The organism is Dokdonia sinensis (assembly GCF_003688895.1).
Classification (GTDB): Bacteria; Bacteroidota; Bacteroidia; order Flavobacteriales; family Flavobacteriaceae; genus Dokdonia; species Dokdonia sinensis.
Genome location: NZ_REFV01000005.1, coordinates 170499 through 196282 on the forward strand (window position 1 = coordinate 170499; position 25784 = coordinate 196282).

At 39.6% G+C, this 25784-nt stretch carries 20 protein-coding genes; 7 read left to right on the forward strand and 13 right to left on the reverse strand.

All coding sequences use genetic code 11. The annotated features are described in order from the left end of the window. Positions 1-10: 10 nt before the first annotated feature. Positions 11-364, reverse strand: a complete 354-nt coding sequence (locus EAX61_RS07065; RefSeq protein ID WP_121916978.1) for a BlaI/MecI/CopY family transcriptional regulator — start codon at positions 362-364, stop codon at positions 11-13. 392 nt (positions 365-756) lie between these two features. On the opposite strand from EAX61_RS07065, the gene EAX61_RS07070 reads away from it, so the two are divergent. From EAX61_RS07070 to EAX61_RS07080, 3 genes are all read left to right on the forward strand, one after another. Further along, positions 757-5688 (forward strand): T9SS type A sorting domain-containing protein, encoded by a 4932-nt coding sequence (locus EAX61_RS07070; RefSeq protein WP_121916979.1) that lies wholly within the window; start codon positions 757-759, stop codon positions 5686-5688. Between the two features lie 219 nt (positions 5689-5907). Next, positions 5908-7272: a pyridoxal-phosphate dependent enzyme gene (locus EAX61_RS07075; RefSeq protein WP_121916980.1), complete on the forward strand. Its 1365-nt coding sequence runs from the start codon at positions 5908-5910 to the stop codon at positions 7270-7272. Positions 7273-7383: 111 nt separating this feature from the next. Then, complete coding sequence (locus tag EAX61_RS07080; protein WP_121916981.1) at positions 7384-8661, forward strand: DUF2851 family protein; 1278 nt, start codon at positions 7384-7386, stop codon at positions 8659-8661. Here EAX61_RS07080 and EAX61_RS07085 read toward each other — a convergent pair. Both EAX61_RS07085 and EAX61_RS07090 read right to left on the reverse strand, forming a co-directional pair. After that, a complete protein-coding gene (locus tag EAX61_RS07085) occupies positions 8658-9476 on the reverse strand; it encodes a M23 family metallopeptidase (RefSeq protein ID WP_121916982.1) in 819 nt (272 codons plus the stop codon). The genes EAX61_RS07080 and EAX61_RS07085 overlap by 4 nt on opposite strands. Before the next feature lie 44 nt (positions 9477-9520). Beyond that, the gene (locus EAX61_RS07090; protein ID WP_121916983.1) at positions 9521-11689 is read right to left on the reverse strand and encodes an endonuclease MutS2; all 2169 of its coding nucleotides are present in this window, start codon (positions 11687-11689) and stop codon (positions 9521-9523) included. 112 nt (positions 11690-11801) lie between these two features. Between EAX61_RS07090 and ung the strand changes: the two genes are divergently transcribed. Beyond that, positions 11802-12467, forward strand: a complete 666-nt coding sequence (ung, locus tag EAX61_RS07095) for a uracil-DNA glycosylase (protein WP_121916984.1) — start codon at positions 11802-11804, stop codon at positions 12465-12467. A gap of 253 nt (positions 12468-12720) precedes the next feature. On the opposite strand, the gene EAX61_RS07100 is transcribed toward ung, so the two are convergent. The 7 genes from EAX61_RS07100 to EAX61_RS07130 all read right to left on the reverse strand — a co-directional run bounded on the left by EAX61_RS07100 (position 12721) and on the right by EAX61_RS07130 (position 19414). After that, positions 12721-13575 (reverse strand): substrate-binding domain-containing protein, encoded by an 855-nt coding sequence (locus EAX61_RS07100; protein ID WP_121916985.1) that lies wholly within the window; start codon positions 13573-13575, stop codon positions 12721-12723. Further along, positions 13575-15629: a polyphosphate kinase 1 gene (gene ppk1, locus EAX61_RS07105; RefSeq protein ID WP_121916986.1), complete on the reverse strand. Its 2055-nt coding sequence runs from the start codon at positions 15627-15629 to the stop codon at positions 13575-13577. Before ppk1 ends, EAX61_RS07100 begins: the two co-directional genes overlap by 1 nt. 62 nt (positions 15630-15691) lie before the next feature. After that, positions 15692-16576 carry a nucleoside phosphorylase gene (locus tag EAX61_RS07110; RefSeq protein ID WP_121916987.1) on the reverse strand — a complete coding sequence of 295 codons (885 nt, stop codon included), beginning with the start codon at positions 16574-16576 and terminating at the stop codon, positions 15692-15694. Between the two features lie 2 nt (positions 16577-16578). Next, positions 16579-17517: a DUF1835 domain-containing protein gene (locus EAX61_RS07115; RefSeq protein WP_121916988.1), complete on the reverse strand. Its 939-nt coding sequence runs from the start codon at positions 17515-17517 to the stop codon at positions 16579-16581. After that, complete coding sequence (locus tag EAX61_RS07120; RefSeq protein WP_121916989.1) at positions 17510-17842, reverse strand: translation initiation factor; 333 nt, start codon at positions 17840-17842, stop codon at positions 17510-17512. Before EAX61_RS07120 ends, EAX61_RS07115 begins: the two co-directional genes overlap by 8 nt. Positions 17843-17865: 23 nt before the next feature. After that, positions 17866-18447, reverse strand: a complete 582-nt coding sequence (locus tag EAX61_RS07125; protein WP_121916990.1) for a hypothetical protein — start codon at positions 18445-18447, stop codon at positions 17866-17868. A 16-nt stretch (positions 18448-18463) separates the two neighbouring features. Beyond that, on the reverse strand, positions 18464-19414 hold the full coding sequence (locus EAX61_RS07130; RefSeq protein WP_121916991.1) for an isopenicillin N synthase family dioxygenase: 951 nt from the start codon (positions 19412-19414) through the stop codon (positions 18464-18466). Between the two features lie 398 nt (positions 19415-19812). Between EAX61_RS07130 and EAX61_RS07135 the strand changes: the two genes are divergently transcribed. Continuing rightward, complete coding sequence (locus EAX61_RS07135; RefSeq protein WP_121916992.1) at positions 19813-21156, forward strand: amidohydrolase family protein; 1344 nt, start codon at positions 19813-19815, stop codon at positions 21154-21156. 21 nt (positions 21157-21177) lie between these two features. Here EAX61_RS07135 and EAX61_RS07140 read toward each other — a convergent pair whose 3' ends face one another. Next, entirely contained in the window at positions 21178-21594 is a 417-nt protein-coding gene (locus EAX61_RS07140) for a DUF1801 domain-containing protein (RefSeq protein ID WP_121916993.1), read from the reverse strand. Positions 21595-21604: 10 nt separating this feature from the next. Then, positions 21605-22204: a YdeI/OmpD-associated family protein gene (locus EAX61_RS07145; RefSeq protein ID WP_121916994.1), complete on the reverse strand. Its 600-nt coding sequence runs from the start codon at positions 22202-22204 to the stop codon at positions 21605-21607. A gap of 126 nt (positions 22205-22330) precedes the next feature. On the opposite strand from EAX61_RS07145, the gene EAX61_RS07150 reads away from it, so the two are divergent. Together EAX61_RS07150 and EAX61_RS07155 are read left to right on the forward strand one after the other, a co-directional pair. Then, a complete protein-coding gene (locus EAX61_RS07150) occupies positions 22331-24490 on the forward strand; it encodes a TonB-dependent receptor (protein WP_121917037.1) in 2160 nt (719 codons plus the stop codon). Positions 24491-24569: 79 nt separating this feature from the next. Further along, the gene (locus tag EAX61_RS07155) at positions 24570-24944 is read left to right on the forward strand and encodes a carboxypeptidase-like regulatory domain-containing protein (protein ID WP_121916995.1); all 375 of its coding nucleotides are present in this window, start codon (positions 24570-24572) and stop codon (positions 24942-24944) included. Between the two features lie 55 nt (positions 24945-24999). On the opposite strand, the gene EAX61_RS07160 is transcribed toward EAX61_RS07155, so the two are convergent. Next, positions 25000-25683: an N-acetylmuramoyl-L-alanine amidase gene (locus tag EAX61_RS07160; protein WP_121916996.1), complete on the reverse strand. Its 684-nt coding sequence runs from the start codon at positions 25681-25683 to the stop codon at positions 25000-25002. Between the last annotated feature and the right edge of the window lie 101 nt (positions 25684-25784).

Here is a 25784-nt window from a genome sequence, read left to right on the forward strand (position 1 = left end):
CTAAGGTAATTTATTTTTTTTCAATGATTTCCAAAATCTCTCTCAACTCAGCGGCCGATATTTTTTCCTCCTTTGCAAAGAAAGAGACCATATTCTTATAAGAGCTGTTAAAGTATTTTTGAGAGGCTGTATGCATAAACGACTTTCTGTAGTCCTGAAGTTTTACAACTGGGAAATACTGATGCGTTTTACCAAAGGCTTGGTGTGCCACATAACCTTTATCCTCAAGGTTGCGGATAATCGTGGAAACGGTGTTATAATGATTTCCATCTGGTAATGCCGCGACGACCTCTTTTACAAATGCACGTTCTAAATTCCAAAGGGCATGCATTACTTCTTCTTCTTTATTTGTGAGCTTTTCCATAAGTATAAATCGCTGTAAGCGCAATTTTTAGTGATATCTCTGGAGGTAGATAACTCCTTTGTGGTTAAATCATATTCTGATTGATAATTCAAACATACAACGATATTTTTAGTTAAACAACTATTTTTGTAGTTATTCAACTAAAAAAGTAGTATTCAGACGTGTTTGTGCTACTTTCAATTAGTTTTTAAGGGTACAATAAAGGTTAATAGAGAGCATTTCTATGAAATGAAAATTTTCAGAATAGCTTTATGAATCGCATCTAACATCGTTCTGTAGGTTTTCTCTGGTTAATAATAGGTTCAATGAGGTTCAAAACACCATCCTAAATCGTTTAAAGGTTGCCGATCCATTTTAAATGGTTTAGTTTTCTACTTCCAAATCAAAATCCTATGCAACTACGCTTACTACTCTTTTGCTTTTTAATTACCTGTATCTCATTTTCTGCAATGGGTCAAATAGATGTAGATACCTACTTTCCGACAGCTACTGCAACTCACATAGCGACTCAAGATGGAGATTGGGATGAAGCAACCACTTGGGGAAGTGCTGGAATTCCGCCAGACGGAGCAATCGTTCATATCCCTGCAGGAATCACTGTCAATTATAATCATAATTCGACAGTACACATTTTTGCAATACGTGTGGATGGTACGTTTATCTGCCAAGAGGATGTGGCAAGTCAGACTACAGCATTAAAGTTTGATACGTTTATTGGAACTATGAGTTCCGATGTACAGTTTCTAGCAAATGGCTCTACAGATGGTGAAATAGAGGTTAATATCGAAGCCTATGACCTGTCTAACCCTCCTGCAATTTGGAATACGCAAGCCCTAGGACATTTTACAGACAATGAGACGGTAAAGAATATGGAGATTACGGCCTCTGGACAAGATAGATACGATTCCTATCAAGAAGCTATTACGAGTGCAGACCCCCTAACAATTACTAGAACAGCAAATGGAGATGTAGCTGATGGAATAGGAGTGCTGGGCCGTTACAATTGGGATCCCACCCAAGTAAGCTTGGGAATAATGACAATGGGAGACGTAAAAATTGAAGGAAAGGAGAAGCTCAATATGTCACAGTTACAAAATGATGCGCTTGTTGGAACAACCACAATTCGACTAGCTCAAGTGCCTACTGGTTGGGAAGTGGGCGATTTTATCATTATAAGTAGCGGGGGAAATAAGGATGCTGCAAACAATGGGGAAGACCGTAGACGAATCACAGGTATTTCTGGCAACGATATTACACTAAACAATGGTCTTTCAAATAGTCATGAAGGAAGACCTGCTGAAGGTTTACACTGCTATGTTGGGAATTTAACGAGGAACATAACATTCCAATCACCAAATAATGTACCCATAGACGAGCGTGGTCATTTTATGGCAATGAATGGAGCAAAAGAGCATCTTATCAAAAATGCTACGTTCCTGAGAATGGGAAGAACAGATAAGTCGAGACCTACGGATGACTTCTATTTTGATAAATGGGTAGAACCCGTTGTTTTTCAGTCTAAAATCTCAACATTAGGTCAAGAATGTGCGGAGACGATTCAAAGTCCAGTAGATGAGATATCAAATATGCGCGGTCGGTACTCCATTCACCTACATAAATTAGGTGCTGAAAATGGGGCTAATAAGGCAGAGGTAATCGGCAATGTGGTTTGGGATAATCCAGGTTGGGGAATAACCCAGCACGACTCCCACGCAGATATTTCAAAGAATGTCGTTTATAAGGTAACAGGTGCTGCCATAGTCTCTGAGTCTGGAAGCGAGACAGGTCTTTGGGCAGATAACCTAGTGGTAAATGTCTCGTCAGGTCACGATGGCGATGTTTATGAATCCTCCCTTTACTACGATGATATCCTATTTTCCGGTGTAGGATTGGGGATGAAAGGAAGAGCAGTATTATGTAGGAACAATGTCATTGCAAATGCAACTTTTGGTATACGAGTAATCAACTTCAATAATTCTAAAACACATCTTGACAGGCTTGATGCTGCTGCATTGGCAAACACGAGAGTAGGGTACGAGGTAGATAATTTCCCACTGAGCACATTAGGATATAGTAAGGAAGGTGATGGCGTTATTCCGTTAGAGGCTGCGCTCATACTCGAGAATACCATTGTGATAGACTGTAGTCAGGCAATGAAATCCATAGAGCGCGATATGGGCGTAAACCACGAGTCTCGATCTATATTCAAAGGATTTAAAGCCTGGGGGGTAAACGTAGGTTTAGCCATTACCTATCAAGCAGATTATACCTACGAGGATGTTTACATTTCGGGAAAAAATAGTAATTCCTTGGGAATCGATCTTTGGAAACACTCTCATAACCAAGTATTTAACAATATTAAATTGGAAGATTTAGGCTATGGTGTAAAGGTCTCAAAAGTCGTGTTGAGCAATAATTCAAGTCGCCAGCCCAAACAGCGTAATAACGGATTTACACCTTGGTTTTTTATAGATTTGGTAACCAGTAATGTGGACCACCTCTATAAATTAGAACTAGATACAGAAAGTGCAGAACCGTCGTATCCCTACACAGAAGTTACGGATAACACCCTTATAATGAACTCTACAGATTTTTCTGATCGTGATGTGACCTTCACAATATTAGATGAAACAGCCGTGCGGGTAGATTGGAATGAAAGTGATCCAGAAAAATTACTCAAGTTTGAAATCGACGGTATCATTACCGATGACCTTGGAAGTTACAATATGGGAATTCAACAGGCACTAGCACAAGGAGACTTGCGACTAGGCTATCCTACGAGAATATATCAGTTTGCTTCTAAGGCAAAATTTAGGGAGTACATTACAAACAATGGCGTATACAAGCATCCAGATACTAATGAAACGTATATCATTATAGAGGAATCGCTCCCTAATCGTCTGACTTACGATTATGAAACTTTCCCAGTAAGAGTTTATGTAGATAATGCACCTACGGGAGGAGTATTTGCATCACCCCTTACAGAAAGTGCGATAGACCTAGCTCCAAAAGCTCAAATGATAAGTCGGTTTGCAACAGTATCTCAAAGCTCAACACGCACAGATGTGACTTATGACGATGGATATTCGGGCACTAATGTTATGCCTTACGGCGAAATTGCAATTGACGTTGCTGCAAGCAAGGCCGTGGATGGCAACAATAATGGTCGTATAAATGCACAGTATTACCAGCGTGGTTTAGTTCCAGTAGGAAGTTTTTCTGAAACTACCGTCGAAGAAGAGCCTTGGTATGCTCTTGATTTTGAGGAACCAAAAATCATACAACACATTGACCTATGGAATACTGTGGAGCTCAATGGTGATGCACAAGAAACACTGTCAGATCATTTTACAAATTTTTATGTACTGCTTTCTAACTCATCATTTGATGGAATGACCCTTGAGGAAGCACGTTGTAACGCAATTTTTGAAGCGTCACATAGTGGCGCCCCAATCCGAAAATTTTCTACGGATAATATAAATCTTACAGCAAGATATATGCGTATTCAGGCTTCTGGAACTACAAAAATTAAACTGGCCGAAGTTGAGGTCATAGGAAAGTCTATTGCAGACACCTGTGATAATACTGCCACGTTTGCGGGCGGTAGCTGGTCTCCAACAATTCCTGACGAAAACACAAAAGCAATTATAACGGAAGATTATAACACCACAGACGATGGCAATATAAATGCTTGTGAATTAATTGTGAATCAAGATGTAACGCTCACAATAAATGCCTCAAACTATGCTAAGGTGGAGCACAATGTGAAGGTGGCCGGAACTTTAATTGTGGAACACGAAGGAAGTTTAGTCCAAGTAGACGATGAAGCAGCTGTTGTTAAGGAAAGCACAGGACATATAGAAATAAGAAAGACAACCCTACCTATGAAACCTCGGGATTTTCTGTTTGCCAGCAGTCCGATGACTACAGAAAAAAGAGATGGTGTTTATGGAAATGTAGTAGATGCCGCAGCGCAGACGGTAGATCAAGCTTTTAGGGTAATCTATGTAATACCAGAAAATTTTGAGGCAGACCCAGCAGTAACAAATTTTCCAGCTTATAGTGGAGCAGAGACATTTCTCAGTTTGGATAATACTTTTTTAGGAAATCATACGGCAAATGAACCTATGGTGCCCGGCCAGGGACTTATCATATATCCCCAGGATTCATATCACGCTGGTGGAGTGACAACTACTTATGATTTTACATATGAGAAGGGTTCAGTTAACAATGGTGTAATAAAGCATCCAGTTCAATATAATGGGACTACTCAGAATAACTTTAATTTATTGGGGAATCCATATCCATCTGCAATTGATGCTGTTGCGCTTATTACAGAAAACCCGATGATTAATGAAGTATATTTTTGGGAACATGTAACTACGCCTACCACTGCATTACCAGGATATCTCGGCGCAAATCCCTCGATGCTGGATTTCTCAATGCGTAATCTTACAACCGGGATGGCGTCACCAAATAGACCAGGTAGCACACCGTCTAGATATATTGCATCAGGTCAGGGATTTGCCATAAAGGCAGATGAGGTAGCCAGTGCAACACCAGATGTTATCTTCAATAATGCAATGCGCGTTACTACGGGTAATGATCAGTATCGTAATGAAGATGATAGAGATCTTTTATGGCTTTCTGTAAGTCTAGATGAATACGAGTTAACGAGTAAGACGGCAGTAGGTTTCTTACCTCAAGCATCAGAAAATATCGATAAAGGTTACGACAGTAAAAGACTGGCAACACCTGTCTCAATTTACACTAAAAGTAAAGCTGATGAGCAGTTAGGAATACAAGCTAGAGAAACGTTTAAAAAGGACATGGTTATTCCAGTAGGAGTTGCCACTGCCATCGAAGAGCGTAAGAGCTACCGCATTTCCCTCGATCAATTTCAAGGAAGTTTACTCAATGATGCTCCCATATACTTAATTGATTTGAAAGAAGAAGTTTACGTTAACCTTAAGGAGGATAGCTATACGTTTTCATTTCAATCTTCAAATGTTGATTCAAGGTTTATTCTTGTATTTCAGGAACCTGAAATATTGGGTCTCACAGAGCAAACGCCATTTGGAACAGGTTTATCATTAGTGCCTAATCCTGCGAATAATGTAACAATTTTATCCTCAGATGTTGAAATGCTTCCTTCTAGCCTTAGAATCATTGATGTTCAAGGTAGAGTTGTGAGTAGTTTATCCTTGTCACAACCTGCTGTAGAATACCGGATAGATGTCAGTGGTTTCTCTCCTGGAGTATACTTTGTTGAGGTGAGTAATGGCTCGTCTGTAGTAATTAAAAGACTACTTATAAAAAGGTAAATGAGAATACGACATTTTTTTCTTGATGTTAACTAGCTGAGTATCCTAAGTGACGATGGGGATTTACCTCTAATCGACATATTTTTGTGCTGACAAATTATAAGTTATAATCCTCGATACGTCTAATAATTTATGGACACACAGTCAATAAAGATTTTATAAAGCTTCATTCTACTATCTGCAAGTAACCCAGTATCTTTGCAACACTCAAAAAAGACTATGGAATACGCAGAAAATATATTAGGAACCATCGGTAATACACCTATGGTTAAGATGAATGCTTTGGTAAAAGAGGTGCCCTGTTTAGTACTTGCCAAGTATGAAACCTTTAATCCAGGAAACTCTGTGAAGGACCGCATGGCCCTTCAAATGATAGAAGATGCTGAAGCAGCAGGTGCGCTAAAGCCTGGAGGAACAATAATTGAAGGAACATCGGGTAATACAGGAATGGGATTAGCCCTTGCTGCTATTATTAAAGGCTATAAAATGATATGCGTGATTTCAGATAAGCAGTCTAAGGAAAAAATGGATATTCTACGCGCCGTAGGAAGTCAAGTAATTGTGTGCCCTACAAATGTAGAGCCAGATGATCCAAGGTCTTACTATTCGACTTCAAAACGTCTGGCAGAAGAAACACCGAATAGTTGGTATGTTAACCAATATGACAATCCCTCTAATTGCAAAGCACATTTCAATAGTACAGGCCCAGAAATATGGGAACAGACTGCCGGTAAAGTAACTCATTTTATTGTGGGAGTAGGTACTGGAGGAACAATTTCTGGCGTAGGAAGTTATCTTAAAATGAAAAATCCAAATGTAAAAATTTGGGGTATAGATACTTACGGATCTGTTTTTAAAAAATATAAAGAGACTGGTATATTTGATGAAAATGAAGTTTACCCCTATATAACAGAAGGGATAGGTGAAGATATTTTACCTCTTAATGTAAATTTTAGTGTTATTGACGGGTTTACGAAAGTAACAGATAAGGATGCAGCAGTCTACACTAGACGTCTTGCAAAGGAAGAAGGTATGTTTTTAGGAAACTCAGCAGGTGCGGCAATTAAGGGACTATTGCAACTCAATGAGCAAGGAAAATTTCATAAAGATGACGTAATTGTCATCTTGTATCACGACCACGGGAGTCGCTACGTAGGAAAGATGTTTAACGATGACTGGATGCGCGAGCGTGGATTCTTAGACGAAGAAATTAAAGTTGCCGAAGATTTAATCAAAAATCACATCGATAAACCGCTCATCACGGTAAAAACAGAAGAGCTCGTTTCACACGCTATAGAGCGTATGAAACATTATAAAATATCGCAAATCCCAGTTGAGGATACTTCTGGAATCGTAGGCTCTGTGGACGAGGCAGACCTTTTCCGTGCCTATATGGAAAATCAGGATATTGCAGAGACTCCTATCAAGGAAGTAATGGGGAAACCATATCCTGTGGTAAATCGCAAGGCATCAGTAGCTTCCGTTTCTAAGCTTATTACTAAAGAGAACAACGCAGTTCTCGTAGATTTGGGAGACGGTAAGCACCACATCATTACCAAGCACGACATTATAAGCGCTATATAATTTGACAACAAGCCTGTTAGGTCTCACAGATCCGACAGGTTTTTTCTTTACTGGTTTATCATATCACAAAAAATCTTCTACCTTAGTCTTTCACAAGCTCACGGTTAAAAATTGCAAGAAGATTTTTTACATTACGTATGGAAGTTTAAGAAGTACGCTTTCGCGAAAGCGCACACTACCTCAAATCTCCCCATCACCCTCGTACAAGTAGGTCATCACAACACCCTCGCTGGCCCCGATTTCTTTAACGCAAAACTGCATATCGCAGACCAGCTATGGGCTGGAAACGTAGAAATACACTTGAAATCATCAGACTGGTATGCCCACCGTCACGAGGAAGACCCAGCCTATGAAAATGTTATCCTGCACGTGGTCTGGGAGCACGATGTGGACGTTTTCCGAAAGGACAACACGCCCATTCCCACATTAGAATTGAAACATTTTGTTTCCAAAGAAGCGCTACATAACTATCAAGAACTTTTTGCAAACCAAAAGTCAAAATGGATTAACTGCGAGGAAGATCTTGCTCAAGTTCCTTCATATACTCAAGAAAATTGGCTAGAACGACTCTATTTTGAAAGACTCAGCAGGAAAACAGAGCATATTAAAACTATTTTAGAATCTTTAAATAATGATTGGGAGGCCACGCTTTTTACAATGCTTGCGCGCAATTTTGGCACCAAAGTAAACGGCGCCTCCTTTGAGAGCATTGCTCAAAGTTTAAATTTTTCCATCGTGAGAAAATGTGCAAATGAGCCTTTCCGTCTGGAAGCATTACTTTTTGGATTGGGTGGACTGCTTCCCGAAGACACAACAGACTCCTACGCCTTACAGTTAGAAACCGAATATGAGTTTCTAAAGCATAAACACAATCTCAATAACGGCGGAGTAATGCCCGTTCAATTTTTTAAACTGAGACCTGATAATTTTCCGACCATAAGATTGTCACAATTGGCTCAGTTGTATTTCACTCATAGCTATCTGTTCCAGAAACTAATGACCACTTCATCGGTGAAGGAAATTTATGAGCTGTTTGCAGTTCAAGCATCGCCCTACTTTGACACGCATTTCTCATTTGGAACACAGCAGAAGAAGAGAGCAAAGAAGCTTACAAAATCATTTATTGACCTTATCATCATTAACACAATTATTCCTTTGCGGTTTTACTACGCACAACATCAAGGCAAGGATGAAAACGAGCTCATTCTGGAAATGATTCAATCTATAAAACCAGAGCAAAATACGATTATTAAGAAATTCAACACGTTGCGACCTAAAGCCACAAATGCTCAAGAAACTCAAGCGCTTATTGAGTTAAAGGCTAATTATTGCGATCCAAATCGATGTTTGCAATGTGGGATCGGGAACTGGTTGTTAGGGCGCAATTAATCTAAATTCGGATCTCCTTGACCTTTATACCTTTTTCCAGTTTTTAACCATTTCCTATATCCGCTAAACCGAAATTCTTGCGAAATACCTAAACCGTTTTTTACCACAAAATGCAAATGAGGTCTTGTTGAAAATCCAGTATGCCCAGAATATCCTATGTGTTGACCTGCTTTGACAATATCATTTTGTTTTACAATCACTCCTTTATAATCGAGGTGAAGATATTGTGCAAACGTACCATCTTCGTGGAGGATATAAATATAGTTTGCACTATCAAAGAGCTCACGCCCTCCAGCTTCCTTAAAAGAGTCTTCTGTTTGTATAACAACACCATCACGCGAAGCAGTAATGGGTGTCCTAATGGGTAACGCAAAATCTACCGCGTAAAATGAGGTAGGTTTATCGTGACTAAAACTTTGTTTAAACGTCTGTATTACTTCAAATTTGGAGGTACTACTATAAGGTATTTTGTAAGGGTAAGACACTTCGTGTTGAGCCTTAGGGTCTGCGCCTCTTAATTTAAAATCTAGAAAATCAGATATTTGCAGATTTATGGTGTCTATTGTTTCCTGTTGAGGTATTTTGACTAGAGAAAACACGGTGTCTTTAGAATGTAATTTTCCATAGGAGATGAAATTAGAGGTTACATTCAGGCTGTCTATTGTACTTATTTGCCACCAAAGAGGAGTCTCGCGTAGACTAATTAAGTCAAAGTAAACTGAATCATTTTCAATTGATTTGGTGACTTCGTACTGTTGCGCTAGTCCGACTACGCTATTCAGAATGCAAAACAATATGGCAAAAACTCTTTTCATTTATTATAGACAAGTTATGATTGAGGTTATCACATTATGATTATCTATTTCTTCTTACTTTTTACAAGCTCCAGTCTATCCACAGCAACGCTTGTGGTAAACATACCATAATTTACAATCGCTTTTCCTTTTTCCATTGAGTCTATGGTTCCCACGGCACGGCCGTCTTCCATACGCACTTGGTCGCCTACCTTAAGAGTAGGTTTTGGTTTCACTTCTACAGGTGCAACTTTTTTTGCCTCTTTCTTCTTCTCTCGTATTTTTTCTACGTGCTTTTCGGCTTCTTTTTTGGCGACTACTTTTTTTGCCTTTTCGGCTTTGGCTTGTTTGACGCTTTGTTTTTTGCGTTTGGAGTTTTCTATCTGGACGATTTTAAAGAGTTCGGCCATTAACTCGCGTTTTTTCTTGTCACGATAAAACTTCTCGCTGGCGCTGTCTATTTTAGTTCCTAAATAAATAAGTCTTTGATTACTGTCGTACAATTCTTGGTAGCTCTCCAGTTTTTGTTGGATTTTGGCATTAATGTCCTTGAGCTGTTCCTCTTGTTTAGATGCTTCTTGCTCTTTCGCTTTAAGCGTACTTGTAGTTTTTGCCAGTTTGCTACGCTCCTTTTGCAAGTTTGCAATGCTTTTATCAAAACGTATTTTACCTCGCTCCACCTTTTTCTTAGAGCGGTTTATAAGCGAGTAGGGGATGCCATTTTTTTGAGCCACTTCAAAGGTAAACGAGCTTCCAGCCTCTCCCATATGGAGTTTAAAAAGTGGTTTGAGCGTCCTCGCGTCAAAAAGCATATTTGCATTTACAATCTCTGGCGTCTCATTTGCCATCATTTTGAGATTTGCGTAGTGCGTGGTCACGATGCCAAAACATTCCTTCTCGTGGAAGACTTCCAGAAAGGTCTCCGCCAGCGCGCCACCCAGCTCTGGGTCTGACCCTGTACCAAATTCGTCTATGAGAATTAAGGTCTTGTCATCACACTTACGCAGGAAATAATTCATATTCTTGAGCCTATAGCTATACGTACTCAAGTGGTTTTCTATACTCTGATTGTCACCTATGTCGGTTAGGATTTTATCAAAAAGGCACATTCTCGTATACTCGTGCACGGGAATAAGCATACCACACTGTAACATAACTTGGAGCAATCCTACGGTTTTAAGAGTAATACTTTTTCCACCTGCATTAGGTCCAGAAATAACAATGATCCTACTTTCTTTATCTAGCTTTATATCCTGCGGATACGTTTTTTCACCCTTACGCTTATTGCTTAAATACAAGAGTGGGTGGTATGCCTCTTTAAGAGACAGTTCTCTGTCCGTAGTAATTTTAGGAAGCACACCATTCATAGACTGTCCGTATTTTGCCTTGGCCGAAATGACATCGATGGTACTCAGCAATTCCTGATATTCTTTAAACAACTCGATGTAAGGTCGCATCGCATTCGTAAGTGCTTTAAGAATACGCTTTACTTCCTCATCTTCTTCAAAAATTAAGTTATTTAGTTCCCGTTGCGCCTGCATTGTGGCTTCTGGCTGGATGTAAGTGATGCTTCCAGTCTTTGAGCTTCCCATTATGGAGCCTTTCACCTTTCGGCGATGCATTGCCGTCACAGCAAGCACACGTACATTCTCCACCACAGACTCTCTAATGTCATCCAGATAACCGTAACCTGCATATTGTCCCAAAGCACTTGCAAAACTCGAGTTAATCCGCCCCTTTACCTGATTGATAGACCGTCGCATCACCTGCAATTGTGGCGAAGCATCATCGCGCACTTCTCCATATTTATCTATCACAGCATTTACAGCGTCAACAATTGCCGTAGTAAGTTGCGTGTGTCGGACTGTATTATGAAGTGTGGGATAACGCTCATTAAACTTGTTAAAAAACTTTAAGTGAATATTTACGGTTTCAGATAGGCTAGAAAGTTTCTTAAAACTCCCTTTCTCTAGCACGCTATCTTCTATGTCAAGCATTTTGAGCTCGTGGTGCACAGCGTCAAACCCGTGATTGGGAATCGTGGTGTCGTGCAGGTAGGAACTGCTGTATTCACTCGTTTGATGGAGCCCAAAAATGGCTTTATCATACGTTGTATACGGAACAATAGCTAGTGCTTTTTCCTTTCCCATTTCGGTCACGCAACGTTCTGAAAGTTGGGAGCAAACGGTATCGAATTCTAAATCTTGAAGTGACTTTGGATTGATTTTAATCATATGGGTTCCGCTTTCGCGAAAATGTTAACGGTTCTTACCCCGTCGTTTTCTTTTTCTTTTTAGCTTTGAAAGTGGCTTACAAACGCCCGTTTCTCTCACAAAAATACGCATAATGGATGTAAATATACACCCCAGCTGGAAAGCCCAACTCGCCGAAGAATTTGAAAAAGAATACTTTAAAAATCTCATCGATTTTGTGAAGCAAGAGTATACGGAGCATCGTTGTTTTCCGCCAGGGAAGGAGATTTTTTCGGCATTTGATCATTGTCCTTTTGATGAGGTGAAAGTGGTCATTATCGGTCAAGACCCTTATCATAACGTGGGTCAGGCAAATGGTTTATGTTTTTCGGTAAGAGACGGAATCCCACATCCTCCATCGCTTATCAATATTTTTAAGGAAATAGAACGCGACTTGGAACAGCCGTATCCAGAATCTGGAAATCTAGAGCGATGGGCTAAGCAGGGTGTACTATTGCTCAATGCCACTTTGACCGTGAGAGCTCACCAGGCTGGTTCTCATCAGGGTAAAGGTTGGGAAAAGTTTACGGATGCGGTGATAAGTACGCTTTCGCGAAAGCGTGAAAATATTATTTTCCTCCTTTGGGGTGGATATGCAAAAAAGAAAGGAGCAAAAATTGATAAAACAAAGCACCAAATCTTAGAATCGGGGCATCCATCACCATTAAGTGCAAACCGTGGCTACTGGTTCGGTAACGAGCATTTTAGTCAGACAAACGGAATGTTGCGAGGGATGGGGGAAGATGAGATAGTTTGGTAAGAGCATAAAAAAACGACCCCGAAAATTTGAATTAAGCTTCAGGGCCGTTTTGTAGTGTATAAATCGATAAAATTCTATTCTTCTCCTTCCTCTGGTTCTGTACTTTTATTACAGCTAAAAGTGAGCAATGCAAAATTAAGCACAAGCAAACAACCGATGATGATAAGGAAAGTGGTCATAGAGTTTTGATTGGTTTCTACTATGTAGATACTCAAGATTCTAAAAGGTTGCGTAAAAACTTAAAAAAAATTAATTATTTTATTGAGGCCTTGTATTCTCTAGGTTCCAGCTTGTTATCAATCATATCTAAATCTAATAATCTGCTTTGAACACGTTCAATTTCGTCGTTAGAAATCTGTTGTTGAGACCAAGTTGTCATCCCTAACCATTTCTGAATGTCTTCTAGTTTTTGCTCATAACGATGTGCGAGCGTGCGGTCTATGGACGGGATTTTCTTGAAATCTTCGGTCACGATGTTTACTATATCCAGTATTTCTTTAAGTTCATTCGGGTATTGAGCGATAATCTCGTCGTGGGATGCAACCGCAAAACAACTCCACGGCGTGGGGAAGTCTCCTAGTCTCCTAAAAATTCCAGCATCTACCACAGGTTTTGTGGTAAAGTGTTCCCACATAAAATAATCTGCGGTACCATCAGTCAGCGCTTTAATGGCTCCTTCTAATGTGTTTACAACTTCAAATTTTAACTTCGTTGTATCCCAACCTCTCTGTCTGGCTTGCACATAGGCCATTACGTGCGAACCAGAGCCATAACGACTTATGGCGCAGGTTGTATTTTCTAGTTCATCTATAGATTGGAAATTACTTTTTGCACCTACGTGAACGCCCCATTGTAAAGGAGAGGAAACAAAAACTTGTAAGATCTTAGATGGATTTCCGTGGGCAATATCTTTTATAACACCGCCAGTAAGGATAACGGCCATATCAATTTCTCGATTGCGCAATGCTTTGTTCATCGCTCCCGTACCTTCAGGAAATTCTGTCCACTCTAAGTTGATTCCTTGCGCTTCAAACATTCCATCTTCAATGGCAAGATGCCAAGGTAAATTAAAATGTTCTGGAACGCCTCCTACACGTATTGTTGTCATTAAGTATGCTGTTCTTTTAAAAAGTCAAAAATAGCATATTGTGAGCGAATTTTTACTGCGTCTGTATCCCTTTTCACGAAAGTGTTATCCTCCTTCGCATTCTGTATACGCGCTTTACAGTTATCATTTATCTGAATGTCCAGAATCGCTTTGAGTTCGTTCTTGCAATCCTTGTCTATGATAGGAACAAGAACTTCAATTCTTCTGTCTAGATTACGGGTCATCCAGTCTGCAGAGCCTATGTATAGCTTCTCATCACCATCATTATGAAAATGATAAATGCGACCGTGTTCTAAATATCTATCTAGTACGCTAGTCATATATATGTTCTCACTCAAGCCTTTTACGCCAGGAACGAGCGAGGTAAAACCGCGTACTAGCATTCTAATTTTTACGCCTTCTTGACTCGCTTTGTAAAGCAATCGTATCATCTCTTTATCTTCGAGACTATTCATTTTGATTCGGATTTCGGCCCTTTTACCTTGTCTAGCGTGGTCTATTTCTTCGTTAATCATTCTCTCAAACGTGCGACGTGTGGTAAATGGAGAAACAAGTAAGTGCTTGTTGCGAGGCACAATAAGCTCTCCGTCCAGCACTCTAAAAACCCGGTTGAGCTCTTTCCCAATCTTCTTATTTGCCGAAAACAGGCCGTGGTCGCTGTAAATTTTTGAAGTTTTGGCATTAAAATTTCCGGTGCCTATGTAAACGTAGTTACGTTTTTTACCATCTTCAAGCCTACGAATAAGTAGAATTTTAGAATGCACTTTTATACGCGGATAACTGTAAATAACTTTTGCACCTTTCTCCTCAAATTTTCTTCCCCAGGTAATGTTGTTCTTTTCGTCAAAACGGGCTTTGGCTTCAATAAATATGAGTACCTTCTTTCCGTTCTCCAGCGCTTTGAGTAGGGCTGTAGTGAGCGGGGATTCGTCTGCGACGCGATACAGCGATATTTTAATATCTGTCACCTCTAGGTCGGTAGAAGCTTGTGCTACAAATCGTTCCACATAATTAAAGGTCATAAAAGGAAAGTGCACCAGCTGATCTTTTTCTCTAATGGTTTTAAAATAATCTTCAGAATCCTCTAACGCTTTGTGATGAATAGTTGTCTGCTTTTTAAAATGCAAATCTGCATTACCTGATGGGTCTGGAAAGCTAAAAAAGTCATTAAAGTTATGGTAACGCCCACCAGGCATCATATCTACTTTTCCTACATTAAGCAGTTTGCGTAAACTCTTCACATCTTCTGGTGACATAGAGGCATCATAAAGTAAGCGTGTAGGTTGTCCCTGATGACGTTGCTTTAGAGAGGCATAAATCTTATCTGCTAGTATGCCATCCATCTCGTCATCTAGATATAGTTCTGCATCTCGAGACATTTTTATCTCGTGTATAGCTCTGACAGTTTGATCGGGGAAAAGCTCCTTTATTCTGGTATGGATGATATCGTCTATAAACGTGATGTAGTGCTCTTCATTATTTTGCGCAAGCGTAATGAATCTTTCTATCTTGTCTGACGGAATATTTACAAAACCGATTTGTTTATCGTCTTTAAAACGTACACAGAAATACAAGGACTGATTTTCTAGAAAAATACTCTCGTCAGTATCCGTCGCTACTGTCCGTACTTCTAGGTGTTCCTTAATATGGGATTTAAAATATGCGTCAATTTCTTCTTTTTGTGCCTCGTTATAATCCTTTGAGGTAAGCAGATGAATATGATTTTCCTTAAGTTCAGGAATGATTTGCTTTCTAAAAATGTCGCCAAAGCGCTCCTGCTGTTCCTGAACGGTTTTTTTAATTTCCTTTACAATTTTATTGGGCTCGAGTGACAGTTGTTTGCGCACACTTTTTTTGACACGCTTTAACTGTCTTAACTGCGAGACACGCACACGAAAAAACTCGTCGAGATTTGTGGAATAGATGGCAAGAAACTTTAGCCTTTCGTAAACTGGGTTGTGCTCGACATCCTCAGCTTCTTGAAGGACACGTTCATTAAACGAGAGCCAGTTAAGGTCTCTATGTCTGTAATTTGTATCGTCCAGTTTGATCATTATCGGGCTTTTGCGTCAAATCTACAAAAGCCCCACTACCTTTAAATTAAGCTTTTGTTAAACTAATCTTGTACGATTTTATTCAGCGCAAAGGCAATTAATTTTTCGGTTGTCTGAGTAGGTGAGGAGCTAAATTTCATCGTGGCTCTGTTTGCAAGAATTGCGTTTAAAGAAACGGCGCGATGGCCTAAGAGTTTGGCAAGTCCGTAGATGCCTGATGTTTCCATTTCTAAATTTGTGATGCGAATATTTTTTCCGCTTTCGCGAAAGCGGAATTCACCCATCTTCCTATTCATCATTGCATCACTAGTTTTTAACCGAAGTTTCCGTCCCTGAGGACCATAAAAACCGATGTTTGTCGCCGTAAATCCCTCAATCAACTCATCAGAAGTAAACTTAAGTGCAAGCGAACTATCACAACTCACCACATAAGGAGCACTTTTGTCCGAAGACCAATCCATTTGCTTTATGAAAGCTTCTTGAATTTCGGGATGTTGCACGTGCTTGCTGTCGTAAAAGTAAAGTAGCGCATCGAGTCCAATAGCATACCTACTAATCAAAAAGCTATCTATCGATATATCTTCTTGTATTGCGCCACTTGTACCAATGCGGATGATATCTAGGCTGGTGTGCTTTTCCTTAATCGTTCGAGTTTGTAAATCAATATTAACCAGCGCATCGAGTTCATTGAGTACAATGTCGATATTATCTGTACCAATTCCTGTTGAGATCACGGTGATTTCCTTGCCTTTGTAGGTTCCTGTGCTGGTTTTGAATTCGCGTTTTTGGGTTGTAAATCGTATGTTATCAAAATGCTTCGTAACCGAATCTACACGGTCCGGATCTCCTACGGTGATGATGGTCGTGGCAATGTCTTCGGGTTGCAAGTGCAAGTGATATACACTTCCATTAGGATTAAGTATAAGTTCTGAGGGTGCGATGGTCATCATTATCGTCGTCTTCGGATGAGTTTATTTTTTGTGGCATCATAAACATATCCATATTTATCATTTCCCCCAAATCGCATATCATCTTCCATCGTTTTGAAGAAATTATCTGTGCCATTAATAGCTTGTTCCCCCTTATTGTTAAGCTTAAATACACCGTCTTGCTTATCATAAAAACGTTCCATTTTATCGATGATCCTGAACAATTGCATATCGCCAAAACCATAGTAACCCTGATGTTGCAAAGCATATCCACACAACTGATTCCTACTTACGATGCGCTCCTTTTTAATGAGTTTGAGAATTGTTGTTTCTAGTGTGTTCAAGCCTGTTACACTATCTGGAAAGCGTTCTTTATGTGCTCGGAGACAACTAGATAAATATTTAAAGTTTGATTTTTTTGCAATTTTAGGTTTGAGTCTACGCACCCGACCCTTCGAGTAGTAGGACCAGACTAAATGGGCGAGATCAAGGTCGCTTTCTGTCAGTTCTACACGCTCTTCGTAGTGTTTTTTCAACTGCGCGTCGCTCAGTTCTGAAAGCCCCAAAAGTTCATTTGAGCCTGAAACACGACCACTACATACTAATGTAATTTTCTCTTTTCGTTTTAGTTTTTTCAGGAAGCGTAAGCACGCCATCATATTAAGATGACAGAAGAGGTCGTACTCGAACCAGAGTATGATTTCGTCATATTTCTTTGCATTTTGAAGCAATTCCAATTGCGATACAAAAGAATGCTCATAATTATCTGGTGGAATACTATAGGTCTCTTCTAGAAATTGTTTGCGCTTATCCGTAAAACGTTTGTTGAGAAGATTGGTAGTGGTGGGACCTTCACAGAGCATTTCGCGCCAAGTCACGTAATCTCCAGCATACTGGAGTGTTTGCAGTTTACGGCCTAGGCTATCCCCATTTACGATGTGTAGGGTGCGATTATCCACCTACGCGTTTTGTTTTAAAACCTTTGTCTTTTAGGAAATTCATAATACGATCACGGTAATCGCCTTGTATGATAATGCTCTCGTTTTTAAAACTACCACCTACGCCTAAGAGGACTTTAATTTCTTTGGCAAGAATTTTAAAGTCAGAAGTTTCTCCGGTATAGCCCTCTATAATTGTAATAGGCTTGCCTTTACGCTTTTCATATTTGCAAATAAGCGGGTCGTTTTGAATCCAGAGGGTATCTTCCTTTGCAAGTTCCTCAGTAGGAGTTTCCTCGGGAGTATGTTCGGGGAAAAGATTTTTAAGTTGGTCTTTTAAGTCCATAAGTCAATGTACAAAATTGTCATTTATAATTTTCTTAATTCCTCATTTATGAGTGGTATACCCATTGGGAAAACCCAGACTTTCATAAAGTATGGTACATTATACAGAAAGCCAGATTTCTTAGGTTTACCTTCAAGTAGCTTGCTCAAGACCTCGCTTGTAAAATATACGGTGTAGATATAACTAGCAAATGTCGCTAGCATAAGAAAAAATAAAAAAACGGATAATATAGAGTTTGCTAGACCACCAATATATGGGTCAATAAGTAAAAAAATATCAAATGCAAAAGAGGATATAAATAGTAAGATCATCGAAAAAAGACAAACGTAAAATGCTCTTTTATACCAAATAGAATCTAAGCTCTTGCTCATTAACAATTTTTCATTTAGTCGTGTTGAGACTACCCAATGCCACCAAAAGAAAACACCAAATAGAATAAAAAATGGTAGTGCGACAATCGGAAAATTAATAATTACATCCTGATATAGCGATATAAATAATATCACAAACTGAAGAATCATTCCTATCACAGGAAACACAATAAAGAGCAATATCATCCATCCCCAACTTATGTTTAGTGCTCTATAAGGATTAGGGTGTTTCATTCAGTTTTGTGTGAACTTACTTCTTTATCAACCCAATCTCCACTAATCTCTGGTGCAAGAATTCTCCGGCTGTGATATCTTCAAACGCTTTAGGATGCTCTGCATCTATGCATTCCTCCAGACAGTTTAACTTCATATCACTACGCGGGTGCATAAAGAATGGTATCGAGTATCGTGGCGTGTCCCATTGATCCTTAGGTGGATTTACAACCCGATGTATGGTAGAGCGCAATTTATTATTAGTATGGCGTTCCAGCATATCACCTACATTAATCACAAGTTCGTCCTCGTTAGGGATAGCGTCTATCCACTCACCATCTTTACGTAATACTTGTAATCCTCCAGCAGAGGCTCCCATTAATAATGTTATTAAATTAATATCTCCGTGAGCACCTGCGCGCACGGCACCTTTGGGCTCTTCGGTAATAGGTGGGTAGTGTATGGGGCGCAGGATACTATTTCCATTATTTGCCCAATGATCAAAGTAAAATTCATCAAGGCCTATGTACAGGGCTAGTGCCCTTAAAACGTAAATCCCCGTTTTCTCGAGCATACGATAGGCCTCCATTCCGGTCTCATTAAAATGCTTAAGTTCTTTAACTTGAACGTTTTCTGGATATGCTTCGGGAAGGTTTGCATCCTCGTCTGGCTCTTGGCCAAAATGCCAGAACTCCTTTAAATCTCCTTCCTTTTTTCCCTTTGCGTGTTCTTTACCAAAAGAAATATAACCACGCTGGCCACCACCACCTTCTATTTCATATTTAGACTTCGTTTCCAGCGGAAGTGCAAAAAAGGATTTTACTTCGTCGTATAGGCTATCCACAAGATTATCACCCAGAAAATGATTCTTGAGCGATACAAATCCTATGTCTTCGTATGCAGATCCTATTTCCTGAACAAATTTTGCTTTACGAGCAGGATCATCACTCAGAAAGTCTGCGAGGTCAACACTTGGGATATTATTCATCATTATTATCTTAAAGTTCTTATACAAAGATAAGGAAACGTGAGAAGTGTTGTGATTCCGCTTTCGCGAAAAGTTGTCTGGATATATAATATGTCTATTTGATTTATTGGCATTATTGTTTTACTGAAATTTAAACGAACCAAAAATCCAAAAAGGAAGCATTAAAGAAGTCTCTTAATTCATAAAATACTATAATCGTGCGAGAGCGATAGGAGTGGATACCCTGCAGGTTGCCTAAACGTAGTGAAGGCCACCGAAGCGTATGAACGTATAGCGCGGTCACTTAGTGACTTGCCATACTGCCCAATAATAAATTATAAAGGATCATTGAGTATATAGTGGTTTGTTAAAAAATAGATTGATTATATTTAGTTATTAATCAACACCATTTGCTTGCCATGATAAAACGTTACTCATTACTCTGCGTCCTATTTATTTTTCTTACGGGAACTATTTTTGCTCAAAATGATACCATTACTGCTCTTGTAGGTGGTACCCTAATAGACGGTTATGGAGGAGCACCTATTAAAAACAGCGTAGTCATAATTAAAGGAGAAAAAATTATCGCAACAGGAACGATGGGAGAAGTCGACATTCCTAAGGATGCAAAAATAATCTCTACAGAGGGTATGAGCGTGCTTCCTGGACTTTGGGATATGCATGTGCACACGATGATAAATGGTCATGCAGATTACGCATATTGGGATAGAGAGTACCCGCCATTACTGGAAGATGTAATTATGCCATCATCTGCAGAGCAACTATTAATGGCAGGAGTTACTAGCGCAAGAGATTTGGGAGCACCACTAGAAGAGAGCATTGCTGTGCGAGATGCTATAAATAATGGCGAAAAACCAGGAGCTACTTTATATGTTTCAGGACCATTTATACAACATAAACCTTACCCTGGCACCGAAGCTTTTAGATGGGGAGTTGCTGGCCCAGAGGATGGACGTAAAAAGATAAGGAAACTCGCCAAAGCTGGCGTAGACTGTATTAAACTCATAGATCAAGACCAGATGACCATGGAGGAACTCAAGGCAATTGTAGATGAGGCGCATAAACATAATCTTAAAGTAGTGGCTCACGGTCATCGCCCAGAAGAAATCAGACGCGGACTTCTGGCAGATGTAGACTGTTTTGAGCACACGGGATTATCGTCTGCTCCAGAGTATCCCGAGGATATAATGGAAATGATTAGGGAGCGCACGGCTCAAATGAATAAAGGACCTTTATATTGGTGTCCTACAGTAGAGGGGCTATATAATTACGAATATACACGTGATAACAAGGAAAAACTGGATGGGGACTCTTGGCATAGAGGATTACCGGATTCTGTTATTGTAGATATTAAAAAAAGTATTGAACATCCAGATAGATTACCGTACTTCCAACTGACACCTGTGAGAAAGCCTACTCTCGAACGTAAAATAAAGCAATTAAGAGATGCAGGAGTTGTATTACTTGTAGGCACAGATAGCGGTATTCCTATGAAATTTCACAGCCAGTCTACTTGGAACGAGCTGGATGTGTGGGTAAATGAGTTTGGTATGGACCCGATGTATGCGATTAGAGGGGCGACCTACTGGCCGTCACTCTGGATGGGTAAAGCAGATGAAGTTGGAACAATCACTCCTGGAAAATATGCAGATATCATTGCCGTTAAAGGTGATGTACTGCGCTATATAAGCCTATTGCAAGATGTGGATATGGTGATCAAACACGGGAAACGATACAAATAGTAAATTTTAACAAGGAGGCTTTTAGTGATATTTCTCCCTCATATAAGCTACTGATTTTAATATTATTTGACTTAACACTTCGTTGTTTACATCTGCGAGTTTATTAATATAGAGGCAGGCTTTACTGGTTTTGTGCTTCCCAAGTTTTGGTAGTAAATCTTGAAACCGTGAGAATCCGGGCATAATGTATAGGCTTATATTTTGTTTACGCGGAGAGAAACCAACGATGGGCCAGTCACCCTCGCGACCACTCGCGTATTTGTAATGATATTCGTCAAAACCAACAATACTTCCTCCCCACATTTTAGGAGCTACTCCGGTAATTTCTTCCATCAATCTTAATATTTCAAAACTATCCTCTCTTTTTCCGGAATGGTCTATGGCATTGAGGAAATCTTCAACGGAAGCGTCGTTTTTCTTTGTTTTAGGTTCTGCCATATCTTTAGTTTTAGCAATTCTTGTATTTATCGTTCAATCCTTTTCCGCTCATTATCATTGGGATGCATTTCTCTAGTCGTCTTAATCTGGTGGCTTCCTGTTTTGCGCCTCCTATATGCGTTGCATATTCCCGTTGCTTTCCGGGAGTAAGCTCTTTAAAGGCATTGCCTAGCACTTTGTCATTTTTAAATGCGTGCTTTAATTCTTCTGGTATTGCTGTTACTTTTTTGGCTCTTGTAGGTTTTATTTCTTTACCTGCGTGACTGTTTGCAATGGCTTCCAAAACGTAAGCTCTGATTATGGAAGGATCTATGTCGGATGGGGATTCGTAGTGCAAGGAGCGCAAGGCTTTTGTCTTTCCTTCTTGTGCATTGCGCAGTATTCCTTCTTTGTCTTTTAGAAAGGACCCTTGAAAAAACCAAATCCCAAAGTGATTTTTAAAACTTCCTACCCCGATGACATTTTTCTCATTTACAGTATAGCAAGGGAAACTCCATTTCCAGTCTTCCTTAAGTTCAGTCTCGTTCAGAATCTGGCGTATACGTTTGAGGCCCTCTTTAAATGGACTTTCTTTTTTGTAGTAGGCTTCTAGTTTTTCGGCTTTATCCATATTCTAAATGTACAAATTATGATGAAATTACAGTTGGGCGTAAAGATTCAACAATTGGGTTTTGTTTGCTTTCGCGAAAGCGTAAAACGCCTCATTTTTACCTCACAATCAATCAAAATCATATTTATGAGAGCATATTTATACATTTTCTTTCTGTTTTGTTTAACCACACAAGCCCAAACAGAGATTTCTGGAACCGTTACCGATAACAAAGGAAATCCAATTTTAGGTGCTAACATTTTTCTGGACGGCACATACGATGGCGTTTCTTCTGAAGTGAATGGGACTTTTAGCTTTAAAACGTCTGAAAGCGGAAGCCAAACGCTCACAGTATCTTTTATATCATTTGAAACATACGTGTATACGGCAGATGTGACAACGATGAAGAATATGACTATAGCCTTGCGAGAAGATGTAAATAGTCTGGATGCAGTAGTACTTTCGGCAGGGACTTTTGAAGCTAGTGATAACAGTAAAATTTCGGTCCTGAAACCGCTAGATGTTGTTACAACAGCTAGTGCGCTGGGAGATTTTGTCGGGGCGCTACAAACATTACCTGGAACTACTACGGTGGCAGAGGATGGTCGTCTATTTGTGCGTGGTGGAGATGCAAATGAGACGCAGATTTTTATAGACGGCATCCGTGTCTTTACACCGTACACACCTACAACGAATAATATTCCCACGCGTGGGCGGTATTCTCCTTTTCTTTTTGACGGGATTACTTTTTCTACGGGTGGTTATAGTGCGGAGTATGGACAGGCACTCTCCAGCGTATTGTTACTCAATACCATAGATGAGCCAGACCAAAACAAGACAGATATTTCTATTATGAGCGTGGGTGGCGGAGTAGGGCATACCAAGAAATGGGAAAAAAGCTCACTCAGTTTAAGCACTTCCTATATTAATCTGGCTCCATATATAGCCCTATATCCAGGACGTAATGATTGGGAAAAACCTTTTGAGGCAATTGCCGGAGAGGCTGTGTATCGCTATCGCACAGCAAACGGATTATTTAAATTTTATACTGCTGTAGATGCAACAAATTTTGAACTTACACAGGAAGATATTAACATCCCCGAAGGCGTAGATTTTAAACTTAACAATAAGAATCTGTACCTCAATACGAGTTACACAGGAATGTTGGGAGACACTTGGAGCATTAATACTGGCGCGAGCTATACCCTGGCCAATAATAAAATAGATGTACTGTCTAACGAAATAGACGACACAGAAAATTCATTTCATTTTAAGGCAAAATTCAAGAAACGTTTCAGCAGTAGACTCAAATTAGCCTTTGGCGCAGAGCATTTTTACACTGACTTTAATGAGGATTTTCAAGGAGCGTTTGGCGACGTATCTATTGATGATAGTTACGGTTATGAAAGTAACATTTCTGGACTATTTGCAGAGAGCGACATCATTTTTTCAAAAAAACTCGCTCTTAAAATTGGGGTACGTGGAGAATATACGGACGTGATGGATGACTTTACGGTTTCGTCTCGAGCTTCGGTAGCTTACAAAACGGGCAAGAAGAGTCAGCTGTCGCTCGCTTATGGCGATTTTTATCAAAACCCAGTTTCTGAGTATTTAAAATTCTCGACCAATTTTGAACCACAGCAAACCAAACATTATATACTCAACTATCAATACAATGATAATGGTCGTATTTTTAGAGCAGAGGGATATCGCAAGGACTATAATTCTCTCGTCACTTTTGACACAGAAATGCCAGGCTTTGAAAGCAATTATGGTAATGATGGAGATGGTTATGCACAAGGAGTTGACATCTTTTGGCGCGATAATACGAGTATAAAGAATATGGATTATTGGGTAAGTTACTCCTATCTGGATAGCGAGCGTCAATACCTGAATTACCCGACAAGAGCGAGAGCTCCCTTTGCAAATGAGCACAATGTTTCGATAGTGGGAAAATATTTTATTGAGGACTGGAAATCTCAAGTTGGGCTGAGCTATCAGTACGGGTCAGGACGCAGTTATACCAATCCTAATACTCCAGGATTTTTACAAGAACAAACGAAATCATTTAATAGCCTAAGCCTTAACTGGGCTTATTTATTATCTCAACAAAAAATTATTTATGCTTCTATAAACAATGTTTTGGCGTTTCAAAATGTTAATGGCTATCAATATAGTAATACGCCTAATGCAAATGGGAATTTTGACAGACGTGCTCTACTGCCCGGAGCAGACCAGTTTTTCTTTGTCGGATTTTTCTGGACCATAAGTGATGATAAGAGCAGTAACCAGCTGGATAATCTGTAGAGTTTTTACGCTTTCGCGAAAGCGTACAATTCCACATCACCATTTATCGTTATATTCGTAACTAAAATTTAGAAAAACTATGAAATATCTCTTATTACCCATAATGCTATTATTTTTCATTTCTTGTGGAGACGATGATGATGGAGGAGCTGAAGAAGTAGCGACTTGTACCACAGAGGTGCGTGATGGAGTCGTTGTGACCGTTCTAGACGCAATGACCAGCCAGCCATTAGACGGAGTAACAATTAATGCAACTGAGGGAAGTTTTATGGAGCAACTCCAAGAGTCATCTACCGGAGTATTTAGAGGTCTTGCAGAGAGAGCTGGTACGTATTCCCTTGTTATTGAACGAGATGGTTATCAGACCGTTATCGAATCTGTTATCGTTACCGAAACTGAGGATTTGTGCCACGTGATTACTGAAAATGTAACTGTTACATTAGAGGAATTATAGAGTTCTATTCATCATAATTCTTAATGCCTCAATCAACGATTGAGGCTTTTTTATTTTAGGAGCACAAGTCTGTAAAATGCAAATCCTCAAACGTAAGTTCTGAAATTTCCTTGCTCTTTGCTTCTACATCATCTTGAAAAACGAGCATATCTTCAAAATTTGAGTCAAGAACTTGCGCCTTAAACTCTTCCCACGGAAATAATATACCTGGGTCAGTCCTTCTTGAAGGATCTAGCATTGCATGTGAGAGCACGTGTTCAAGATTAGGATACTTTGCCCAACAATATTTTACGATATCTGCGGTAATTTTTACTTGCCAGTCTGAAAATGGATCCTGTACTTGACTGTTTACTATCTCAATCCCTAAGGACCAATGGTTAGTTTTGTTCTTACCCTGATTTACATCCGGATGAGATATACTATTGCGTACGTGCCAGGCGGTTAATGTTTCTGGAGCACAAGCCCATACGAGGTTTTCGTGTGCTTCTTCATTTTCATCGGGTACTAGCCAATGCCAGCTTGCACGGCCGTTGCGCATTACAGACATTGCGCCGTCAGAAGAGTGACCAGCTGTGGCGTGTATCACTACGGCTTTAATTCCAAAAATTGGGTTGTATATTCTTTTAGAGGTAGATTTTTCCCACATCTGTTGAACTCCAGGATACCAGACTTCTGGGATTGTAATGTTTTTTGGTGTCTTCGTTCGTGGTAATTTAAAATGATATTCTTTGGGATTCATAGTGTTGTAAATAAGCGCATTAAAGATAATTTATTTAAAACTAAAATGAATGAGTTTGAAAACGCATTCCTGCTGGGGCTATGGACTATTTATAATACATT